Origin of the sequence: Rhodococcus sp. 1R11, assembly GCF_004563845.1 — a bacterium.
In the GTDB taxonomy this organism is placed as follows: Bacteria; Actinomycetota; Actinomycetes; order Mycobacteriales; family Mycobacteriaceae; genus Rhodococcoides.
Genome location: NZ_SPNG01000004.1, coordinates 192980 through 211281, shown reverse-complemented (window position 1 = coordinate 211281; position 18302 = coordinate 192980). Strand labels below are relative to the sequence as shown.

Genomic DNA, 18302 nt, shown 5'->3' with positions numbered 1-18302 from the left:
GGGACCACCGATGGTGCAAGCCTTCGTTCTCGTTCAGACCGAAGTCGGCCGTGCCACGACCGTTGCGCGGCAGATCGAGTCGGTCGACGGCGTCGTATCCGCAGAAGCTGTGGTCGGACCCTACGACGTCATCGTCAGGGCCGACGGCGCATCCGACACCGAGATCGCGGACATCGTCTCCCGAATTCAGAAGGTCGACGCCATCACACGCACCCTCACCTGTCCCGTCGCCCCGCAGTCGACCTCGGCGGTTCGGTAGCGCATGAATTCTGCCGACCACGACAACGACCACGACAACGACAGCGGCGACGACGCCGGCACCCGGTCCGAGAATGCAGCAGCGGCCGACGAGAAGCGCCACCCTGCGGTCATAGCCACCGCGATCGCCCTGCCGGTCGCGTTGGTGGTGGGAGTTCTCGTGGCCGCGATAGCGGTGAACAGCTCCCCCGCCCACGATCCGGTAGCGCTGGGACCGGTAGACGCACCCGACGCCGCGAGCGCACAGTGCTCGACCCTCCTCGATGCGCTGCCCGACGAGCTGGGCGACTACAGCCGCGCCGACCTGGCCGACCCGGCACCTGTCGGAGTCCGTGCCTGGGTATCGGCCGAGGAGAACGCCGAGCCGGTCGTGCTTCGCTGCGGACTGCCTCGACCGGTCGGATTCGATGTGGCCGCACCACTTCAGGTGATCGATGGCGTCCAGTGGTTCGAGGTGTCCGGCGAGAACGACGGCATCGACGCCAGCACATGGTTCGTCGTCGATCGCGGCACGTACATCGCTCTCACCATTCCCGGCGACTCCGGCCCGACACCTCTCCAGGATGCCTCGTCGGCAGTGTCGGCAGCACTACCTCAGCAGCCCCTCGACCCGGCACCGCTGCAGTAGCGCCGAGCTCTAGCGCAGGCCGGTACCGCGTGCGAGAGCTGTGTCGATCAGGGTGCTGATCAGTGTCGAGTAGTCGATTCCGCTCTCGGCCCACATTTTGGGGTACATCGAGATCGACGTGAATCCGGGCATCGTGTTGATCTCGTTGATCACCGGGCCGTCTTCGGTGACGAAGAAGTCGACGCGCGCCAATCCTTGGCAGTCGAGTGCGCGGAAGGCTGCTACTGCGAGTTCGCGAATGCGATCGCTGATGTCGTCGTCGAGTGCGGCAGGAATGTCGAATTCGCTGACATCGTCGAGGTACTTGGTGTCGAAGTCGTAGAAGGCGTGATCGTCGCTGTCCGCGTCGGGGAGCCGAATTTCGGCGATCGCGCTGGCGCGGACGCTGCCGTCGGGGAATTCGAGTACGCCGCATTCCACCTCGCGGCCGTGGATCATTCCTTCGACGATCACTTTGGGGTCGTGCTCGCGGGCAACGCCGATCGCCGAGTGCAGGTGATCCCACGAGGTGATGCGCGAAATTCCGATCGACGATCCGCCTCGCGCGGGCTTGACGAAGGCAGGGAGCCCGATGTGGTCGCGTTCGGCTTCGGTCAGGTCATCGGTGCCGCGTCGCAGCACGACCTGCCTGCCGATCGGTAGTCCTTCGGCTCCCAGAAGCTTCTTGGTGAACTCCTTGTCCATGCCTGCGGCACTGGCCAACACTCCGGGACCCACGTACGGAACACCGGCGAGTTCGAGCATTCCCTGCAGGGTGCCGTCCTCGCCGTAGGGCCCGTGCAGCACCGGAAACACGACGTCGACCGCAGCCAGGACCTGTCCGGCGTCACCCTCACCGAGAGCGATCAGTGCGCCCGCGCGTCCCGGATCGGTGCTCAACGCGAGTGCGGTGCCGGACTTGTCCACCGTCGGCAGTACTCGATCACGAATTGTCAGCGCATCCGGATCACTGGAGCCGAGCACCCAGGCACCGTCGGGGGTGATCCCCACCGGGACCACCTCGTAGGTATCGGGGTCCAGATTCGCGAGCACGCTACCCGCCGAGACACAGGACACCGCGTGCTCACTGCTGCGGCCACCGAAGACGACGGCAACTTTGATTCGGGGAGTACTCACGGTGACAAACCGTACCGCCGTCTCCCCTCGAACGCGGATTCGCCCTGTTCGTGCACACCTCGCGAACGTAACCTCACTCGGGCTTGATTCGACGCCCCAGTAGGTGACCCACCGCGTCCGGAACCGACATTCCCCCGTGACACACACGGTGCACGGCATCGGTCAACGGCATCTCGACGTCGTAGCTCTCGGCGAGCGCACGCACCGACGTGCAGGATTTCACGCCCTCGGCCACCTGCCCGTGCGCTGCTTCCTGCGCGCTCTCGAGGGAGCCCCCCGAACCGAGACGCTCACCGAACGTGCGGTTGCGCGAGAGCGGCGACGAGCAGGTCGCGACCAGATCTCCCACGCCGGCGAGCCCGGACAGCGTCGACGGTGTGGCACCGAGCGCGACACCGAGCCGGATGATCTCGGCCAGGCCTCGCGTCATGATCGACGCGAGGGTGTTCTCGCCGTAGCCGACTCCGCTGGCCATTCCACAAGCGAGGGCGATGACGTTCTTGCACGCACCACCGATCTCGGCACCGATGACGTCGGAGTTGGTGTATGGCCTGAAATATCCTGTCGCGCAGGCCTTCTGAATCTCAAGCGCGCGCTGCGAGTCGGAACAGGCAATGACAGTCGCGGCCGGCTGACCCTCGGCTATCGGCCGCGCCAGATTCGGCCCCGACAGGCAGGCCACCCGGCTGGGATCGGCCCCGGTCACCTGTGAGATCACCTGGCTCATGCGCATGAGCGTTCCGGTCTCTATCCCCTTGGCCAGAGACAGCAGTGTCGCGTGCGGTGCGATCGCATCCGTCCACTCCCCCAGGTTCGCGCGCAGACTCTGCGACGGCACTGCGAGCACCACGATGTCCGCACCGTCGAGAGCGGTCGCCGGATCGCTCGTGGCGCGGATCGACGACGGCAGTTCGATTCCGGGGAGGTAATCCGCGTTCTCGTGCCGTTCGCTGATCGAGGCAGCGAGTTCCTCTCGGCGCGCCCACATGGTGACGTCGGTTCCGGCATCGGCCAACACCTTGGCGAATGCGGTACCCCACGAACCGGACCCCAGTACCGCTGCTCTGCTCATGCCGCCAACCTCTCACCTGCTCGCCGATGCCCTGCCTACGCGCGCATCACCCTAACGCGCAGACCTGCCCGGGCGGTCGGAGTCGGCAGACATCGGTGACGCTGGCAGGATCGAACACCATGGGCGCACTTCGAAGCAGCGACGACGACCGCGAGGGTCGGCCGTCCGATGCGCTGCGCCGCACGGTCGGGGTCGTCATCGCGGTCAAGGATCTGACAGCAGCGAAGTCCCGTCTGGCGTCCGAGTTCTCCGGTGCCGACCGGACCCGATTGGTGCTCGCCATGTTCGTCGACACGGTCACCGCGGCCGGATCGGTGTCGGTGGTCGATTCGGTCACCGTCGTCACACCCGACCCGATCGTCGCCGACACCGCTCGAAAGATCGGAGCCCGGGTGTTGGACGAACCCATGGCCTCCGGCGCTCGAGATCCCGAAGCTCGCCTCAATGCCGCATTCTCCGCTGCCGCGGACGCGCTGCGGGTCGATCACGCACCACGCGATCGCCACGGGAACCCCGGTGTCGCCCCGGCCGATCGAGTCGACATCGTTGCGCTGCAAGCGGATCTGCCTGCGCTGCGTCCCGCCGAACTCGCGCAGGCGTATTCAACCGCAGTGTCCGGAGGCAGGTCCGTCGTGGTCGACCATCACGGAACCGGAACCGCAGCGCTGATCCTGAAAGATTCGGCCGGCGAGCTCGCGCCACTGTTCGGGTCGGATTCCGCACGGCGCCACACCTTGTCGGGGGCGCGGCCGCTCGACGGCCAGTGGCCGGGACTCCGGCTGGACGTCGACACCGTCGACGACGTGCGTCGGGCTCATCGACTCGGGGTCGGACCGGAGACGACGGCCGTACTTCGCTCACTCGGTTGGAGCGACGAGGAATCCGCAACCACCGCGTGATTCGGTGAACGTGCGAACAAGTTCGGTCATCGGAGTTTCACCGGCGGCGGGTATGGGGGATGATCGTGCTGTGAGCACAGACGACGCACAGCCAGCGACCGAAGATCCGGCGATCGAGACCGCGGAAAGCAACGGTACGGACAGCAACGGTACGGACAGCAACGGTGTAGAGCCGGTGTGGAGCGCCCCGATGGCCGCGACGATGCCGAGCATTCCCTCCGCCCTTCCTGCCGCCACTCCGGAATCGGTGGATGCCGCCATGGTGCTTCCCGAAAATCGCTATCTGAACCGGGAATTGAGCTGGCTCGATTTCAACTCCCGCGTTCTCGCGCTCGCAGAGGACTCGTCCCTGCCGCTGCTCGAGCGTGCCAAATTCCTGGCCATCTACGCGTCCAATCTGGACGAGTTCTACATGGTTCGCGTCGCAGGGCTCAAACGCCGCGACGAGACCGGCCTGTCGGTTCGATCGGCCGATGGTATGACCCCGCGCGAGCAGCTCGCGGTCATCGGGCAGCGCACTCAGGAGCTCGCTCTCAAACATGCCCGAGTACTGCTCGATTCGATCCTGCCCGAGCTGACGGCCGAGGGCATTGCGATCATCCGGTGGTCCGATCTCGACAGCGACGAGCGCGCTCGCCTGTCCGACTATTTCACCGAACAGGTCTTCCCTGTCCTCACCCCGCTGGCCGTGGACCCGGCGCACCCCTTCCCGTACATCAGCGGCCTGAGCCTGAATCTCGCTGTGACAGTCAAGGATTACTCGACGACCGGCGAGCACTTCGCCCGCGTGAAGGTACCCGACAACGTCGACCGATTCGTACGCGTCAAGCGCGGTGAGGGGAGCCATCGCATCGACGCCTTCCTGTCGATGGAGGAACTGATCTCGGCACACCTCGACGTGTTGTTCCCCGGCATGGAGGTGGTCGAGAGCCACGCGTTCCGTATCACTCGTAATGCCGACTTCGAGGTCGAGGAGGATCGCGACGAGGATCTCCTGCAGGCACTCGAACGAGAGCTGGCACGCAGGCGTTTCGGTTCCCCCGTCCGCCTCGAGATCGCCGACGACATGACCGAGCACATGCTCGAACTGTTGCTGCGCGAACTCGACGTCGATCCGGGCGACGTCATTCAGGTTCCCGGTCTGCTCGATCTGTCGTGCCTGTGGCAGGTGTACAGCGTCGACCGTCCCAATCTCAAGGACGCTCCCTTCGTCCCGGCAACGCATCCTGCGTTCGGTGAGCGCGAAACCCCGAAGAGCGTGTTCTCGACGCTTCGCGACGGCGACGTTCTGGTGCATCACCCGTACGATTCGTTCTCCACCAGCGTGCAGCGCTTCATCGAACAAGCCGCGGCCGATCCGCAGGTCCTGGCGATCAAGCAAACTCTGTACCGCACCTCGGGTGACTCACCGATCGTCAACGCACTCGTCGACGCGGCCGGGGCCGGCAAGCAGGTGGTTGCACTCGTCGAGATCAAGGCACGATTCGACGAGCAGGCGAACATCGAGTGGGCACGCAAGCTCGAAAAGGCCGGAGTGCACGTGGTCTACGGCCTCGTCGGGCTCAAGACTCATTGCAAGACGTGCCTCGTCGTCCGCCGAGAAGGATCGGTCATCCGTCGGTACTGCCACATCGGCACGGGCAACTACAACCCCAAGACGGCGCGTATCTACGAGGACGTCGGGTTGCTCACGTCGTCGCCCGAAATCGGTGCGGACCTCACCGACCTGTTCAACTCGCTCACCGGATACTCGCGAAAGTCCAAGTACCGCAATCTTCTTGTGGCCCCGTACGGCGTGCGACGCGGCATCGTCGAGCGCATCGAAGCGGAAGTCGAGCACCTGAAGGCGGGCCGCGCAGCCGGGATTCGCCTCAAGGCCAACGCACTTGTCGACGAGCAGGTGATCGACGCGTTGTACCGCGCATCGGTCGCCGGGGTCCCCGTCAAGGTAGTCGTACGCGGGATCTGTGCTCTCAAGCCGGGCGTACCGGGCCTGTCGGAGAACATCGAAGTTCGGTCCATTCTGGGCAGATTCCTGGAACACTCACGGGTTCTGCATTTCCAGGGTGCCGACGAATTCTGGATCGGCAGCGCCGACATGATGCACCGTAACCTCGACCGGCGAGTGGAAGTGATGGCCCAGGTCAAGGATCCGAAGCTGACCAAGCAACTCGGTGACATCTTCGACTCGGCCCTCGACCCCACCACCCGCTGCTGGGAACTGGGGCCGGACGGTGGCTGGGTCGCGTCGCCTGCGCAAGGCGAAAGTGTCCGAGAACATCAGGTGGAGTTGATGCGCAGCCGGAGGAATCAGGCGTCCTGATGGGCACTTCCGATGGCTCCCCCCGCGCCAACATCTTCGCGGCCGGATCGATTCTGTGGCGACGATCGCCGGAGAACGACTCGGTTGTGGAAGTAGCTCTGGTACACAGGCCGAAGTACGACGACTGGTCGTTCCCCAAGGGAAAGCTCGATCCCGGGGAGACAGCGGTCGATGCGGCTGTCCGAGAAGTCAAGGAGGAGACGGGCTTCGACTCGACACTCGGCCGGTCGCTGTCGTACGTCACCTACCCGATTCCCGGCCACCGTCGCATGAAGAAGGTGCTCTACTGGGCTGCCGAGGCGACCGGCGGAGAATTCGTCCCGAACGACGAAGTGGACGAACTCCGTTGGATCGCACCCGACAAGATCGGCGGCGAACTCTCGTATCCCATGGACCACAAGATTCTTCGACGATTCGTCGCCAAGCCGGCCGCTACGTCGACCGTGCTGCTGGTCCGGCACGGCAGTGCTGGCTCGCGGTCGCGATACAAGGGCAACGACGCCGACCGCCCCCTCGACAAGACCGGTCGACGTCAGGCCGAGGCATTGGTCTCACTGCTCGGAGCATTCGGAGGTGACTCGGTGTATGCGGCCGACCGCGTTCGGTGCGAACAGACGGTCGCGCCGTTTGCCGAATCACTGGGCGTGCAGATGGAACCGGAGCACTTGCTGTCCGAGGAAGGGTATGCCGAGGACCCGCGAAAGGGCCGCCACCGGGCTCGCGACATCGCCGAGACGATGGGTACACCCGTGATCTGCAGCCAGGGCAAGGTGATCCCCGACCTCATGCGATGGTGGGCCGACAAGGACGGCATCACGTTGCCTGCCAACAGAAATCGAAAAGGGAGCGTGTGGGTGCTCTCGCGCCACGACGGTCGGCTCGTCGCGGCCGACCACATCGCCAGCCCACTACCGAATGCGGTAACCGAGGACTGAGTTGCATCCGAGGATCCACGAATCACGAACACAGCAGAAGGCCCCGACCGAAATTTCGGTCGGGGCCTTCTGTGAGTGCGAGAACGACTCGATCGTAGGTGACCGGCGCCGTTGAAGCGCTACTTCTTTGCAGCGCGCTTCGCGGGAGCCTTCTTGGCCGGAGCCTTCTTGGCCGGAGCCTTCTTGGCAACGGTCTTCTTGGCCGCTGTCTTGGCCGGAGCCTTCTTGGCAGGGGCCGTAGTGGTTGCGGCCTTGCGTGCGGTCGTCTTGGCCGGAGCCTTCTTGGCAGCAGCCGTCGTGGTCTTACGTGCGGTGGTCTTTGCGGGAGCTGCCTTCTTGGCGGCAGTCTTTGCGGGAGCTGCCTTCTTGGCGGCAGTCTTTGCCGGAGCTGCCTTCTTGGCCGCGGCGGTGGTGGCCTTGCGGGCAGTCGTCTTCACCGCTGCCTTCTTGGCGGCGGTCTTCTTCGCTGCCGCAGTCTTCTTCGCCGGAGCTGCAGCCGAACCGCGCTTGACGGCAGGTCCGCTTGCGGGCAACTTCTGCCCACCGGCAATGACGGCCTTGAACTGCGCGCCCGGACGGAATGCCGGAACGTTGGTCGGCTTGACGCGAACGGTCTCACCGGTGCGGGGGTTACGGGCGACACGCGCCGCACGACGACGCTGCTCGAACACGCCGAAGCCTGTGATCGTGACACTTTCGCCGCGGTGGACCGCGCGCACGATGGTGTCGACGATGTTCTCGACAGCCTCTGTGGCGCTCCGCCTGTCAGACCCCAACTTCTCGGTCAGGGCGTCAATCAGCTCTGCCTTGTTCATGGATTTCCTCCGCTATATTGTGGCCCATCGTCGGACCGACTACTACAACGGTAAACCCCAAGTCGTCAAGAGTCTATGCGCCACGCCAATTTTCATTTCGGTGTCGCGGAATGCTTCAGGGCCGCAAAGCGTGTCGGACCCCCGTCCGTCACCTTTTCGAAGGCTCTTCGATCCTTGCCGGAAGGGTGAGGGGTTTGTATGAAGGCCTTGACTTTTCGTACTCCGTAATGGCCTCTACCTGGCGTAATGTCAGTCCGATGTCGTCCAGACCCTCCAGCAGACGCCACCGCGTGTAGTCGTCAATCGCGAAGCGCACCACCAAAGTTCCAGCCGTGACCGTCTTGTCGACGAGGTCCACGACGAGCTCCAGACCGGGCTGTTCTTCTAAGGCTTTCCACAGCAATTCGACGTCCGATTGCTCCACCTCGGCCGCCACCAAGCCTGCCTTGCCCATGTTTCCGCGGAAGATATCGGCGAATCTGGATGCGATGACGACCCTGAAACCGAAGTCCGACAGCGCCCAGACAGCGTGCTCGCGTGACGATCCCGTGCCGAAGTCCGGCCCGGCCACGAGAACCGATCCGCGGTCGTAGGGCGCGAGGTTCAAGATGAAGTTCGGATCGGATCGCCAGCCGGCGAACAATCCGTCCTCGAATCCGGTGCGGGTCACTCGTTTGAGATAGACCGCCGGAATGATCTGGTCGGTGTCGACATTGGACCGCCGGAGCGGAACGCCGATGCCTTTGTGTCGAGTGAAAGCTTCCATCGAAATTTCTCCTGTGAGTTCGATCGATCCGGTCGGAGGGCTCGCTGCTACGCGAGATCCGCCGGAGAGGACAGGGTTCCGCGAACTGCAGTGGCCGCCGCAACCAGAGGCGACACGAGGTGAGTGCGACCACCTTTGCCCTGACGCCCCTCGAAATTGCGGTTGGACGTGGACGCCGAACGCTCTCCCGAGGTGAGCTGATCGGGGTTCATTCCCAGACACATCGAGCAGCCGGCCTGCCGCCACTCTGCCCCTGCTGCGGTGAAGATCTCACCGAGTCCTTCCTCTTCGGCCTGCGCGCGCACCCGCATCGACCCGGGTACCACCAGCATTCGCACGCCGTCTGCGACGCGGCGGCCCTCGAGGACGGACGCCACCGCGCGCAGATCCTCGATGCGGCCGTTGGTGCAGGAGCCGACGAACACGGTGTCGACGGAGATCTCGCGGATCGGTGTCCCGGCTTCGAGACCCATGTACTGCAAGGCCTTCTGGGCCGATACGCGCTCGCCCTCATCGAGCATGGCCTCGGGATCGGGCACGGCATCTCCCAACGGAGCGCCTTGACCCGGGTTCGTCCCCCAGGTGACGAACGGGGTCAGAGTGCTCGCATCGATGTGTACCTCGTTGTCGAACACTGCATCCGGGTCGGTCGCCAGTTCGTTCCAGGCGGCCACCGCCGCATCCCACTCCGCCCCCTGGGGCGCATGTGGCCGTCCCTTCAGGTATTCGTACGTGATCTCGTCGGGTGCGATCATGCCCGCGCGCGCCCCGGCCTCGATCGACATGTTGCAGATGGTCATTCGGGCTTCCATCGACAACTTGCGGATGGCCTCACCGCGATACTCGAGCACGTATCCCTGACCGCCTCCGGTGCCGATCTTGGCGATCACCGCGAGAATCAGATCCTTGCTCGTCACGCCGGGAGCCAGTTCTCCGTCGACGGTGATGGCCATGGTCTTGAACGGTCGCAGAGACAGAGTCTGAGTAGCCATCACATGCTCGACCTCGCTGGTGCCGATTCCCATTGCGATCGAACCGAATGCGCCGTGCGTCGAGGTGTGACTGTCTCCGCACACGATCGTCATTCCCGGCTGGGTCAGACCGAGCTGGGGGCCGATGATGTGGACGATGCCCTGATCGAGATCTCCCATCGGGTACAACCGAACTCCGAATTCCTCGCAGTTGCGGCGAAGAGTGTCGACCTGGGTGCGTGAGACGAGATCGGCGATGGGCGCGAAGATGTCGGCCGTCGGGACGTTGTGGTCCTCCGTTGCGATCGTCAGGTCCGGGCGACGAAGCTCGCGGCCGGCCAATCGCAGACCGTCGAATGCCTGCGGGCTGGTGACCTCGTGCACGAGGTGCAGATCGATGTAGATCAGATCCGGTTCACGTGCACCGCCTTCACCCCCGCCGGGGACGACCACATGTTGGTCCCACACCTTCTCCGCCAGCGTCTTCGGCGCTTGCGTCACGGACGCATCGGATTTCATCGTTTCGGACATCGCTGTCGCAGACCTCGTCTTCCCTGTCGTCGCGCCGGCGGACGGGCTGGTCCACCTCGCGTGATCGTCTCGACATCATCCCCCCGCGGCACGCTGGACTTCTCGCGGTTGTGCAATCTCAGCATTCGGGAGGCTAATATCGTTCTATGAGACAGCATAGCCTGAGCGGCACCGTCGACAAATCGAGCGGTATCGGTGTCCTCGACAAGGCGATGGCCGTGTTGCACGCAGTGGCCGAGACACCCTGCACTCTCAACGACCTGTGTGCCCGCACAGCGCTACCCCGCGCTACCGCGCACCGTCTCGCGGTCGGGCTCGAAACCCACCGCCTCCTCGTGCGCGATGCCGACGGATTGTGGCGCACCGGCCCGGGACTGGGGGAATTGGCTGCCAGCGCGTCGGACGCACTGCTCGACGCCGCAGCATCGGTACTGCCTCGGCTTCGCGAAATCACCGGAGAGAGCGTGCAGATCTACCGTCGCGAGGGGACCGTACGCGTCTGTGTCGCATCCATGGAGCCCCCGACCGGCCTCCGAGATACCGTGCTCGTCGGGGCCCGGCTGCCCATGACAGCGGGCTCCGGTGCCAAAGTGCTTCTGGCGTGGGCAGATTCGCAGACCCAACGCACAGTGCTGCCGGACGCCGAATTCGGCGAACGGGTCCTGCTGGAGATCCGCAGGCGCGGATGGGCACAGAGCGCGGGTGAACGCGAGCCGGGCGTCGCGAGCGTCTCGGCTCCCGTTCGCGACAGCAACGACAGTGTCGTGGCTGCGATCTCGGTCTCCGGTCCGATCGACCGCATCGGACGCAAGCCGGGCGCGCGCTGGGCGGCAGACCTGCTCGCCGCCGCCGACGCGCTGCACAAGCGCCTCTGAGTGCCGAACCGAGGCCGATCGTGCGCACCACCGAAAAACCGGCTGAAGAGGCCGCAGAAGTGGAGTACGTTCGTCTCGAACGGCCCACCCGGCCGGTCGCCGACTGCAAGGAGTGCCCCATGTCAGAATCCGGCAGCGAAGAATTGAAGAAGAAGTTCCGCGAGGTCCTCGAACAGAAGAACAGCAGATCGCACAACTCCGTCGATCACAAGGACGGTGGCCCCAAGGTGAACAACGCCCACGGTCCGGCCGATCACCAGAAGATGTTCCGCCGCAAGAGCGTCTGACGCGAAGCGACACCACGCACGACAGAAACGACGGTCGCACCGAAACGACAGCACCCCCTCGATCCGGAGATCGAGGGGGTGCTGTCTTCGTAGCCCCGACGGGATTCGAACCCGCGCTACCGCCTTGAGAGGGCGGCGTCCTAGGCCGCTAGACGACGGGGCCAGGAACTTCACCTGCAATGTTGTATCGAACACGTGATGCTGAGGTAGCTTAACTGCCTCGGCATCAGCGGCAAAATCGCCGCTTACCTGCTCGCTGGGGTACCAGGACTCGAACCTAGAATGGCGGTACCAGAAACCGCTGTGTTGCCAATTACACCATACCCCAATGGACTTGAATCGAAATACGCATCCGATCGATGTGCACTGCGTTTCGAGCCGGGATAGAGACTATCAAAGGTGACTACCCATTCTCCAAATCGGCTGCTCAGAGCCCTGGCAACTGCCCTCGACCGTCCGTGATGCCGGGTCGAACGCCAATCGCATGAACGCAGAACCCGCGCATCGTCGGCCGCCGAGCATGCAGCAGACTTCTGTTTCGTGAGCGTTCTCGAACTTCGCAGACGCCGATGAAGGTGCTGCTCGTTCCCCAGGGCAACCGGGCCGTACTGATCCGCCTCGACGAGGACGGCTCCCCACTCGGCGGCAGTTCCCCTACCGAGGAGGTCACCGACGATCTGGTGGGCTCCGTGGCCGCTGTCGAGCGAGAGCACGCTCCCCGTTGGGTATGGGAGGACGCGAGCCACGTCTACCCGCGACTGCTCGACGGCGGGGTGAGGGTCCGGCGCTGCCACGATCTCGCCCTCGTCGGTGCCATTCTCGCGATGCGAACGGGGCGCACCACGACACCGTCCACGCCCGCAGACCTTCGACCCGGATTGTTCGACGCCGACCCGCATGCGGATCCGGTGGCAGTGCTCGCGGACTACCGCCGTCAGAGCGAGGAGATCGCCGACGATCGGGCGCTGCAGTTGTTGGCGGCCGCCGAGTCGGCCGGAGGTCTGGCCGCGGCCGAGATGACCTTCGACGGATTGCCGTTCTCGGCCGCCGCGCACCGGCGGCACCTCGACGCGGCGCTCGGCGCGAGGCCGGTCGACGGATCGACTCCCCCGGCGTTGGTGAAGCTCGAGAACGAGATCTCGTCGGCGTTCGAGCGCCGCGTGAACCCCAGTTCACCCGTGGAAGTGGTCGCCGCTTTCGCGCGCGCCGGCATCGAGCTCACATCCACTCGCGCACACGTGATCCGAGACATCGACCATCCTGCGGTGCCGCTGTTGCTTCGCCACCGAGATCTGTCGAAACTGCACAGCACCAACGGGTGGACGTGGCTGGACGCATGGGTTCGCGGAGATCGTTTCCGGCCGGTCTACGTGCCCGGGGCCGTCGTCTCCGGCCGCTGGGCGAGCCGAGGCGGCGGGGGTTTGCAGATCCCGAAGCCGCTGCGCGCCAGCGTGATCGCCGACTCCGGGTATACCTTCGTCGCCGCCGACGCCGGCCAGCTCGAGCCCCGCATACTCGCCGCGATGTCGGGTGACCCACGCATGGTCGCCGCTGCGGGCACAGCGGATCTCTACGCCCCTGTCGCGGCCGAGTCGTTCGACGGTGATCGTGCACACGCCAAGGTCGCCGTTCTCGGAGTGCTGTACGGCGCGACGTCGGGCGAGGCTCGTGCGTTGCTGACCCGCCTACGCGCCAGGTTTCCCGATGCGGTGGCAGTCGTGGAAGAGGCGGCACGGGCCGGTGAGCGCGGCGAGGTGGTCCGGTCGTGGCTGGGCCGAGCGTGCCCTCCCCCTACGCCGCAGTGGTGGTCCACCGGTGACGCCCACGCCCGTGGCCGATTCACCCGCAACTTCGTCGTGCAGGCGACCGCAGCCGAATGGGCTCTGTGTCTGTTGGCGGATCTGCGCGGACGATTGCGGTCCAGCAGAAGTGAGTTGGTGTTCTTTCAGCACGACGAAGTAGTGGTGCACTGTCCACTTGGAGACGCACCGTGGGTGTCCGAGGCCGTTGCGGCAGCGGCAGACTCGGCTACGCGTCTGATGTTCGGCGACACGGCGGTGCGCTTTCCGATGGAGACCAGGATCGACCGCTTCTACGGTGCACCGGCTGGAGAGCCGGAGTTCGGGCCGGAATCCGACTGAGCGCTCGGTGGGTCCTCGAACGTCACGTCGATGTCCTCGAACGCGGTACTGCGCTGCGCTTCTGCCTGTCCGGTGTAGGTGAGTTTGTCACCTTCGGTCAGTTCGACGTCGTCGGTGAACGGGGCCAGAAGGGCCCGCGGGAACAGCCTGTCGACCCGAACCACATTGATCTCGATGCAGATCACGATCGATACCGAGGTCACGTACAAAAAGGCCAACAGCCCGAGCACGACCGCAAAGACGCCGTTGGTCACAGTCGCACTCGCGGCGACGTACTTCACGTACACACCGCCGAACGTCTGGAGCAGCTGCCACGTCAGACCGGCTGCTATGGCTCCCGGAAGTACCTCTCCGATGGACACCGCTCGCACCGTGGCGAGCCGAAACGCAACGACGAACACCCCGACGTAGAGCAGCGTTCCGATCACGAACACGACGAGACCGGATTCCGGGCCGAAATATCCTGCGGCACTGAGCACATTGAGTGCGGTGATAGCCAGTACCGCCAGACCTACGGTGCTCAGCAAACCCAATCCCCGCACTCGGGCTCGAATGGGATCGGGCCGGAGATTCTTCGGTACGGCCCATGCGGTGTTCATCGCGTTCTGCAGCGCAACGGACACACCGAGCCCGCCGTAGAGCGAGCCGAGGATACCCACCGTCAAACCGACCGTGCCGCCACCTATCCGTTCGGGACGCCCCAATTCTTCCCCGATCGCCGGGATCTGACCGAGTGCCGAGTTCAGGATCTGTTGTTGCAGCTCGGGGTTGCCCATCAACACGATGCCCAGAATCACGGAGAACAGCAGTAGCGCAGGAAAGAGCGAAACGAATGCGTAGTACGTGATCAGCGCCGCCAGGTAACCACCCTGATCGTCGACGAACTTGTAGACCACCGCAATCGGGAATCCGAGAACCGGACGCCTGCGCTGCAGTCGATCCAGTCGGTCGGCGACGCTCATGTACGAAGGTCTCCGACCGACCACGACGGCCCGCGTCGCACCGCTGTCACGCGATGAGGGTACGTGCGGCGGTCAGACGAGCGAGAGTCCTCTCGCGGCCCAGAAGTTCCATGGACTCGTACAGCGGCGGGCTGATGTGGGAGCCGGTGACTCCCACCCGAACCGGAGCGAAGGCCTTGCGGGGCTTGAGTTCCATCTTCTCGATCAGCGCGTCCTTGAGGGCGACTTCCAGCTCGGCCGTCGACCAATCCGTCACTGCGGTCAGTGCCTCGATGGCGGCGTCGAGCACAGGTGCCGCATCTGCACCGAGATTCTTGGCCGCCGCCGCAGGATCGATCTCGAACTCCGCGTCGTCGACGAAGAGAAACTTCAACAGGCCCCACGCATCCGACAGCACGACGATGCGAGTCTGCACCAGATCGGCTGCGACAGCGAACATCTTCTCGTCGACCGGCTCGGTGAGATGCCCTTGCGCAACGAGGAATTTGCGTAGCCGTGCCGCGAAGTCGTCTGCAGCCAACATCCTGATGTGCTCGGCGTTGATCGCGTCGGCCTTCTTCTGGTCGAAGCGCGCAGGGTTGGAATTGACAGACGAGATCTCGAACGCCGCCACCATCTCGTCGAGCGAGAACACGTCGTGATCGTCGGAAATGCCCCACCCGAGAAGCGCCAGGTAGTTCAGCAGCCCCTCCGGGACGAAGCCTCGGTCGCGGTGGATGAAGAGGTTCGATTCGGGGTCACGCTTGGACAGCTTCTTGTTGCCCTGGCCCATCACGAACGGCAGATGCCCGAACTCCGGGGTGCGGTCGGCCACGCCGATTCGGATCAGTGCCTCGTACAGTGCGAGCTGTCGAGGTGTCGACGACAACAGGTCCTCGCCGCGCAGCACGTGCGTGATCTTCATGAGGGCATCGTCGACCGGATTGACCAACGTGTACAACGGAACTCCGTTACCGCGGGTCAACGCGAAGTCCGGCACGGTTCCCGCCTTGAACGTGGTCTCTCCGCGCACGAGGTCGTTCCACGTCAGATCGTGATCGGGCATGCGCAGCCGCACGACGGCTCCGCGTCCCTCGTCGAGAAATCCCTGCCGCTGTTCCGGCGTCAGGTCACGATCGAAGTTGTCGTAACCGAGCTTGGGATCACGCCCGGCGGCCTTGTGCCTCGCTTCGACTTCCTCGGGCGTGGAGAACGACTCGTAGGCTTCGCCGGCGTCGAGCAGTTGCTGTACGACAGCCACGTGCTGGTCGCGTCGCAGCGACTGACGGTAGGGCTCGTAGGGACCGCCCACCTCGGGGCCCTCGTCCCAGTCCAGACCGAGCCATCGCAGCGCATCGAGCAAGGCCGCGTAGGACTCCTCGGAATCGCGAGCGGCGTCGGTGTCCTCGATCCGAAAGACGAAAGTACCGCCGTGATGTCGCGCGAACGCCCAGTTGAACAGGGCGGTGCGGACCAGACCGACGTGCGGTGTGCCGGTGGGCGACGGGCAGAACCGAACGCGGACGTCTGCTGCTGTGGTCATCGTTGTCCTACTTCTTCGCTGCGACTGGATTGGTCAAGGTTCCGATTCCCTCGACGGTGATCGACACACTGTCTCCATCGGTGATGGGGCCGACACCCTCGGGCGTTCCGGTCAGAATGACGTCTCCGGGCAGCAGGGTCATCACTGCGGACACCCACTCGATTATCTTCGGAATGTCGTGCAGCAGAAGCGAAGTACGACTCTGCTGCTTGACGACGCCGTCGACCTCGGTCTTGATCTCGAGGTCGGAAGGATCGAGGGACGTCTCGATCCACGGCCCGAGGGGGCAGAACGTGTCGTGCCCTTTCGCCCGGGTCCATTGCCCGTCGTGCTTCTGGTGGTCGCGTGCCGAGACGTCGTTGGCGACGGTGTATCCGAGCACCACGTCGTATGCCTTGGAGGCGGGCACGTCCTTGCACGGACGACCGATCACGATGGCGAGTTCGCCCTCGTAGTGCACCTCGTTCGACGACGGCGGCAACACGATGGCCGCACCCGGTCCGATGATGGAGGTGTTCGGCTTGATGAAGATGACGGGATCCTTGGGCGCTTCACCACCCATCTCGGCGGCGTGAGCGGCGTAGTTCTTACCGATGGCGATGACCTTGCTGGCAAGGATGGGTGCGAGCAGTCGCACGTCGGCCAGTGGCCACGACCGACCCGTGAACGTCGGTGTGCCGAAAGGATGTTCGGCAATTTCCTTCGCCGTCCGGGCATCCCCCTCACCTTCGATACTCACGAATGCCACACCATCAGGACTTGCAATTCGACCGAGACGCATGTCGAAAGTCTATCGACCGCCGTTCTCCGCGCGCCGATGCCGTCCACTCCGTCGATCTTTCGCCGGTGTAATGTTCCGAACTGTATCCAGATAGCAAGATTTGATTTCCACATAGTGAGACGAAAGGCCGGAATGAGCGCCACGAAGCAGATGTCCAGTATCGGCGAGACGCGACGGTGGTTCATGCTCGTGCTGGGGATGCTCGCGCAGACTGCGGGTGCCGTCTTCATCAACGGTGCTGCATTTCTCATCCCCGCCCTGCACGACGACCGGGGACTCGGACTCGCGACCGCGGGATTCGTGGTTGCGATGCCCACCGTGGGGATCATGCTGACCCTCATCGCATGGGGCGTGCTCGTCGACCGCATCGGCGAGCGCCTCGTTCTGGTGATCGGGCTCGGTCTCACCGCAGCCGCAAGTCTCGCTGCAGTGTTCAGCACGTCCATTCCGGTGCTCGCCGCTCTACTGTTGGTCGGCGGTATGTCCGCGGCCAGCGCGAACAGCGCCAGCGGACGCGTCGTGGTGGGGTGGTTCCCGCCGCATCGCCGTGGACTGGCCATGGGCATCAGACAGATGTCGGTGCCCCTCGGCGTGGCCGTCGCGGCACTGACCATCCCGCCGATTGCACGTGACCACGGCGTCGGCGCGGCGTTGCTCGTCCCCGCCGCCGTGTGCGCTGCGAGCGCCCTGCTGAGTCTGGCTGTGGTCGACCCTCCGCGACCGAACCGCATCGATGCTGCGGCGCAGGGTCTGCTCGACAATCCGTACCGCAGCAGCAGCCAGCTGTGGCGCATTCACGCCACGTCCATCCTGTTGGTGGTGCCGCAGTACGTGGTCTGGACGTATGCGCTCGTGTGGCTGATGACAGACCGAGGGTGGACGGCCGCGGCCGCAGGTGTCCTCGTCACGGTGACCCAGATTCTCGGTGCACTGGGCCGGATGAGCGTCGGCGCGCTGTCCGACCGTGTCGGTAGCCGCATGCGGCCGCTGCGGTGGGTCGCCGTGACGGCCGCTGCCAGCATGCTCGGGCTCGGCATCGCCGATTGGTTCGACTCCCCTGCCGCCATCGTCCTGCTCGTGGTCGCGTCCGTCGCCACCGTCGCCCCCAACGGTCTTGCGTTCACCGCTGTCGCGGAAATCTCGGGACCGTATTGGAGCGGACGTGCTCTCGGGGTGCAGAACACGAGTCAGTACGTGTTCGCCTCGGCTGTACCGCCGGTGTTCGGCGCTATCGCGGCCATCAGCTTCCCCGTGGCGTTCCTGGTGTCGGCGGTCTTTCCCGCGCTGTCCGTGCCGATCGTGCCCGACGATCCGGCCCCCGAGCCCTCGGACGAGACGTCCGACGCCGGTGCAGACCGCGCCGGCTGACGTGCCGAAAGTGACATGCCCGTGATACACGACATGCCACGGTGGGCCGGCA

Annotated in this window: 17 protein-coding genes and 2 tRNA genes; 9 read left to right on the top strand and 10 right to left on the bottom strand. The window is 64.7% G+C overall.

Translation table 11 applies throughout. The features are described 5' to 3' along the window. The first annotated feature begins 10 nt into the window (after positions 1-10). Positions 11-259 (top strand): Lrp/AsnC ligand binding domain-containing protein, encoded by a 249-nt coding sequence (locus tag E4P29_RS08930; protein ID WP_032370776.1) that lies wholly within the window; start codon positions 11-13, stop codon positions 257-259. Positions 260-262: 3 nt separating this feature from the next. Next, entirely contained in the window at positions 263-886 is a 624-nt protein-coding gene (locus E4P29_RS08925) for a DUF3515 domain-containing protein (RefSeq protein ID WP_135043899.1), read from the top strand. Positions 887-895: 9 nt separating this feature from the next. Here E4P29_RS08925 and E4P29_RS08920 read toward each other — a convergent pair whose 3' ends face one another. Continuing rightward, a complete protein-coding gene (locus E4P29_RS08920; protein ID WP_245154230.1) occupies positions 896-2002 on the bottom strand; it encodes a D-alanine--D-alanine ligase family protein in 1107 nt (368 codons plus the stop codon). A gap of 73 nt (positions 2003-2075) precedes the next feature. Further along, positions 2076-3074, bottom strand: a complete 999-nt coding sequence (locus tag E4P29_RS08915) for an NAD(P)H-dependent glycerol-3-phosphate dehydrogenase (RefSeq protein ID WP_027496659.1) — start codon at positions 3072-3074, stop codon at positions 2076-2078. A 101-nt stretch (positions 3075-3175) separates the two neighbouring features. Here E4P29_RS08915 and cofC point away from each other — a divergent pair, with 101 nt between their 5' ends. From cofC to E4P29_RS08900, 3 genes are all read left to right on the top strand, one after another. Then, on the top strand, positions 3176-3973 hold the full coding sequence (cofC, locus tag E4P29_RS08910; RefSeq protein WP_209205357.1) for a 2-phospho-L-lactate guanylyltransferase: 798 nt from the start codon (positions 3176-3178) through the stop codon (positions 3971-3973). Between the two features lie 190 nt (positions 3974-4163). Next, complete coding sequence (locus E4P29_RS08905; protein ID WP_245154246.1) at positions 4164-6296, top strand: RNA degradosome polyphosphate kinase; 2133 nt, start codon at positions 4164-4166, stop codon at positions 6294-6296. Beyond that, complete coding sequence (locus tag E4P29_RS08900; RefSeq protein WP_135043890.1) at positions 6296-7231, top strand: NUDIX hydrolase; 936 nt, start codon at positions 6296-6298, stop codon at positions 7229-7231. The genes E4P29_RS08905 and E4P29_RS08900 overlap by 1 nt, the downstream gene beginning before the upstream one ends. Positions 7232-7350: 119 nt before the next feature. On the opposite strand, the gene E4P29_RS08895 is transcribed toward E4P29_RS08900, so the two are convergent. From E4P29_RS08895 to leuC, 3 genes are all read right to left on the bottom strand, one after another. Beyond that, complete coding sequence (locus tag E4P29_RS08895) at positions 7351-8046, bottom strand: HU family DNA-binding protein (RefSeq protein ID WP_135043888.1); 696 nt, start codon at positions 8044-8046, stop codon at positions 7351-7353. 148 nt (positions 8047-8194) lie between these two features. After that, positions 8195-8812, bottom strand: coding sequence for a 3-isopropylmalate dehydratase small subunit (gene leuD / locus E4P29_RS08890; protein WP_135043886.1), 618 nt, complete (start codon positions 8810-8812; stop codon positions 8195-8197). A 47-nt stretch (positions 8813-8859) separates the two neighbouring features. Next, complete coding sequence (leuC, locus tag E4P29_RS08885; protein WP_245154229.1) at positions 8860-10314, bottom strand: 3-isopropylmalate dehydratase large subunit; 1455 nt, start codon at positions 10312-10314, stop codon at positions 8860-8862. Positions 10315-10460: 146 nt separating this feature from the next. Here leuC and E4P29_RS08880 point away from each other — a divergent pair, with 146 nt between their 5' ends. Both E4P29_RS08880 and E4P29_RS25910 read left to right on the top strand, forming a co-directional pair. Further along, on the top strand, positions 10461-11189 hold the full coding sequence (locus E4P29_RS08880) for an IclR family transcriptional regulator (RefSeq protein WP_135043884.1): 729 nt from the start codon (positions 10461-10463) through the stop codon (positions 11187-11189). A gap of 119 nt (positions 11190-11308) precedes the next feature. Further along, entirely contained in the window at positions 11309-11476 is a 168-nt protein-coding gene (locus E4P29_RS25910) for a DUF5302 domain-containing protein (protein ID WP_167735426.1), read from the top strand. A gap of 90 nt (positions 11477-11566) precedes the next feature. Here E4P29_RS25910 and E4P29_RS08875 read toward each other — a convergent pair. Beyond that, positions 11567-11639, bottom strand: a tRNA-Glu gene (locus E4P29_RS08875). Between the two features lie 93 nt (positions 11640-11732). Next, positions 11733-11804 (bottom strand) — tRNA-Gln (locus tag E4P29_RS08870). A 241-nt stretch (positions 11805-12045) separates the two neighbouring features. Here E4P29_RS08870 and E4P29_RS08865 point away from each other — a divergent pair. Next, on the top strand, positions 12046-13617 hold the full coding sequence (locus E4P29_RS08865) for a bifunctional 3'-5' exonuclease/DNA polymerase (protein WP_135043882.1): 1572 nt from the start codon (positions 12046-12048) through the stop codon (positions 13615-13617). On the opposite strand, the gene E4P29_RS08860 is transcribed toward E4P29_RS08865, so the two are convergent. The 3 genes from E4P29_RS08860 to E4P29_RS08850 are packed head-to-tail and all read right to left on the bottom strand — an operon-like array spanning position 13569 to position 16882. Next, on the bottom strand, positions 13569-14579 hold the full coding sequence (locus tag E4P29_RS08860; protein ID WP_167735425.1) for a YihY/virulence factor BrkB family protein: 1011 nt from the start codon (positions 14577-14579) through the stop codon (positions 13569-13571). The two genes, E4P29_RS08865 and E4P29_RS08860, sit on opposite strands and share 49 nt — an antisense overlap. Positions 14580-14625: 46 nt before the next feature. Continuing rightward, a complete protein-coding gene (gene gltX / locus E4P29_RS08855) occupies positions 14626-16101 on the bottom strand; it encodes a glutamate--tRNA ligase (RefSeq protein ID WP_135043880.1) in 1476 nt (491 codons plus the stop codon). Between the two features lie 7 nt (positions 16102-16108). Next, complete coding sequence (locus tag E4P29_RS08850; RefSeq protein ID WP_135043878.1) at positions 16109-16882, bottom strand: fumarylacetoacetate hydrolase family protein; 774 nt, start codon at positions 16880-16882, stop codon at positions 16109-16111. 132 nt (positions 16883-17014) lie between these two features. Here E4P29_RS08850 and E4P29_RS08845 point away from each other — a divergent pair, with 132 nt between their 5' ends. Continuing rightward, positions 17015-18250 (top strand): MFS transporter, encoded by a 1236-nt coding sequence (locus E4P29_RS08845; protein WP_167735424.1) that lies wholly within the window; start codon positions 17015-17017, stop codon positions 18248-18250. Positions 18251-18302 lie beyond the last annotated feature (52 nt).

Bases quoted from the DNA above. Each gene is read 5' to 3' on its own strand.
- E4P29_RS08930 (WP_032370776.1), top strand. From the start codon at position 11: ATGGTGCAAGCCTTCGTTCTCGTTCAGACCGAAGTCGGCCGTGCCACG.
- E4P29_RS08925 (WP_135043899.1), top strand. From the start codon at position 263: ATGAATTCTGCCGACCACGACAACGACCACGACAACGACAGCGGCGAC.
- E4P29_RS08915 (WP_027496659.1), bottom strand. From the start codon at position 3,074: ATGAGCAGAGCAGCGGTACTGGGGTCCGGTTCGTGGGGTACCGCATTC.
- E4P29_RS08905 (WP_245154246.1), top strand. From the start codon at position 4,164: ATGGCCGCGACGATGCCGAGCATTCCCTCCGCCCTTCCTGCCGCCACT.
- E4P29_RS08900 (WP_135043890.1), top strand. From the start codon at position 6,296: ATGGGCACTTCCGATGGCTCCCCCCGCGCCAACATCTTCGCGGCCGGA.
- E4P29_RS08895 (WP_135043888.1), bottom strand. From the start codon at position 8,046: ATGAACAAGGCAGAGCTGATTGACGCCCTGACCGAGAAGTTGGGGTCT.
- leuD (WP_135043886.1), bottom strand. From the start codon at position 8,812: ATGGAAGCTTTCACTCGACACAAAGGCATCGGCGTTCCGCTCCGGCGG.
- leuC (WP_245154229.1), bottom strand. From the start codon at position 10,314: ATGTCCGAAACGATGAAATCCGATGCGTCCGTGACGCAAGCGCCGAAG.
- E4P29_RS08880 (WP_135043884.1), top strand. From the start codon at position 10,461: ATGAGACAGCATAGCCTGAGCGGCACCGTCGACAAATCGAGCGGTATC.
- E4P29_RS25910 (WP_167735426.1), top strand. From the start codon at position 11,309: ATGTCAGAATCCGGCAGCGAAGAATTGAAGAAGAAGTTCCGCGAGGTC.
- E4P29_RS08865 (WP_135043882.1), top strand. From the start codon at position 12,046: ATGAAGGTGCTGCTCGTTCCCCAGGGCAACCGGGCCGTACTGATCCGC.
- E4P29_RS08860 (WP_167735425.1), bottom strand. From the start codon at position 14,579: ATGAGCGTCGCCGACCGACTGGATCGACTGCAGCGCAGGCGTCCGGTT.
- gltX (WP_135043880.1), bottom strand. From the start codon at position 16,101: ATGACCACAGCAGCAGACGTCCGCGTTCGGTTCTGCCCGTCGCCCACC.
- E4P29_RS08850 (WP_135043878.1), bottom strand. From the start codon at position 16,882: ATGCGTCTCGGTCGAATTGCAAGTCCTGATGGTGTGGCATTCGTGAGT.
- E4P29_RS08845 (WP_167735424.1), top strand. From the start codon at position 17,015: ATGAGCGCCACGAAGCAGATGTCCAGTATCGGCGAGACGCGACGGTGG.